This window comes from Candidatus Rickettsia tasmaniensis (genome assembly GCF_036857515.1).
GTDB classification, from domain to species: Bacteria; Pseudomonadota; Alphaproteobacteria; order Rickettsiales; family Rickettsiaceae; genus Rickettsia; species Rickettsia rickettsii.
The window spans coordinates 1-1,871 of sequence record NZ_JAQCNX010000049.1; the positions used below are offsets into that span (position 1 = coordinate 1).

The following is a 1,871-nucleotide window of genomic DNA, read 5'->3' on the forward strand; positions in this document are numbered from 1 at the left end:
CATCGAGCCGAAATTACCCTGCCCGTCTACAAGCGGTAAACGCAAGGAAAAATCTTGTGCCATACGTACTAACGCGTCGTAAATAGCACTATCGCCGTGCGGATGGTATTTACCCATCACGTCACCGACTATTCTAGCGGATTTTCTATAAGGTTTACTAGCATGATTACCGGCTTCATGCATGGAATAGATAATTCGGCGATGTACCGGCTTTAAGCCGTCCCGAACATCCGGTATAGCTCTACTTACTATAACGCTCATAGCATAATCAAGATAAGATACTTTCATCTCATCTTCGATATTTACCGGTACTAAATTAGAAGAAGATTTATCAGTCACGATTACTTAGCCTTAAATTTAATGAATTATATTTAATAATAAAGACATAATAAATTTCTTTCAAGGATTGCTTGTATTTATAATCGTGGCATTGTTTCTAAGTTACCGATATCATTCCTGCAGGGCATTGTTGCACAGATGCCAATGTCATTCCTGCGAAAGCAGGAATCTAGTTTTTTAAGCAAATTATATACTAAATTTTTATGTAATTTTCTTTGTTTTATCATTTTTTACTGGATTCCCGCTTTCGTGTGAATGACATAAACGAGCCATACAACAAGGCCTTTAGTCGCTTACAATGACGACATCAACCGTTTCTAGGCAATAACATAATCGTAAGAGTTAACAAACTTTATTATATATTAGAATTATATACTTTCTAAATATAATGAACGCTGCTCTATTCTTGTTATCTCATCTACCGTTACCTGTTCTTCTAACCTTTGTTTAAACTTAGATCTTAGTTTTTCTAAATCTTTATTTTTCTTAGAGCACAGTAATAGTTTAGATAATAATTTATTATTTTTGTTGAACATGTAGTTGCTCCCGTGATTAAACTTAAATTGCTCAAGTTTTAACCACCGAAGATTTTAACTTCGGGTGGTTGGAGCGTTCAAAGAACCGTCACAGAACAGTTATAATAGCTTTTAGGTTTAAAGCTTACACTTTAAACCCTGTAACAACTATCGCCCCGACCATGAAATCGAGGATTATACCATTTTTATACGGCTGATAATACCGCTTAGGATAGAGGCTTTGAAACCCCGGAATAACGTCACCGCTATTCTTGCAAGAGATTTTAGCCAATTTTTTGAAATATCAATTAGCTATCCATGTCATTCCTGCGTGGATCAGTTTTTTCGTCATTGCGAGGAAAATTACATAGTAATTTGACGCAGCAATCTTGAGAAGAATTCCTGAGATTGCCACGCTCACTAACGTTCGCTCGCAATGACGACTTGATATCCACGCAACAAAACCTCCGCGGGAATGACATCGAGCTGGTTTTACCAAACCACTTAATAAAGCTTGTAGTTGATATAATGATAAATTTTAAGAATGTTCCTCTTCTTGCTGTTTATACCAAAGTTCGGCATAATAGCCTTTGTGCTGTAGCAAGGTTTTATGGCTGCCCTGCTCAACTATATAACCGTTATCTAAAACGATAATCTCATCTGCATCGATAATAGTTGAGAGTCTATGGGCAATGATAAGGGTAGTATGGTGAGCCGAGATCTCTTTAAGGCTTGCTTGAATTAGCTTTTCGGTTTTAGTATCAAGCGAACTTGTTGCCTCATCAAAAACATATATTGCTGGATTTTTTAAGATGGTTCTTGCAATTGCAATACGCTGTTTCTCACCGCCCGAAAGCTTTAAGCCTCTCTCGCCTACCTGCATCTCATACCCTTCGGGTAACGTGCTAATAAACTCATGAATATGAGCATTTTTTGATGCTGCTATAACTTCATCGTAGCTTGCTGCATTATTACCGTATGCGATGTTGTAATATATCGTATCATTAAACAGTACCG

At 37.1% G+C, this 1,871-nt stretch carries 4 protein-coding genes; all 4 read right to left on the reverse strand.

Features of this window, described 5'->3' with window-relative positions:
- Positions 1-339 (reverse strand): DNA gyrase subunit A (locus O6R16_RS07690; protein ID WP_499680678.1); only part of this gene is annotated, 339 nt, incomplete at its 3' end.
- A 368-nt stretch (positions 340-707) separates the two neighbouring features.
- Positions 708-875, reverse strand: a complete 168-nt coding sequence (locus O6R16_RS07695; RefSeq protein WP_499680679.1) for a hypothetical protein — start codon at positions 873-875, stop codon at positions 708-710.
- 124 nt (positions 876-999) lie between these two features.
- Complete coding sequence (locus O6R16_RS07700) at positions 1,000-1,146, reverse strand: hypothetical protein (RefSeq protein WP_499680680.1); 147 nt, start codon at positions 1,144-1,146, stop codon at positions 1,000-1,002.
- Between the two features lie 246 nt (positions 1,147-1,392).
- On the reverse strand, positions 1,393-1,871 hold a 479-nt coding region (locus O6R16_RS07705), incomplete at its 5' end, for an ATP-binding cassette domain-containing protein (RefSeq protein WP_499680681.1).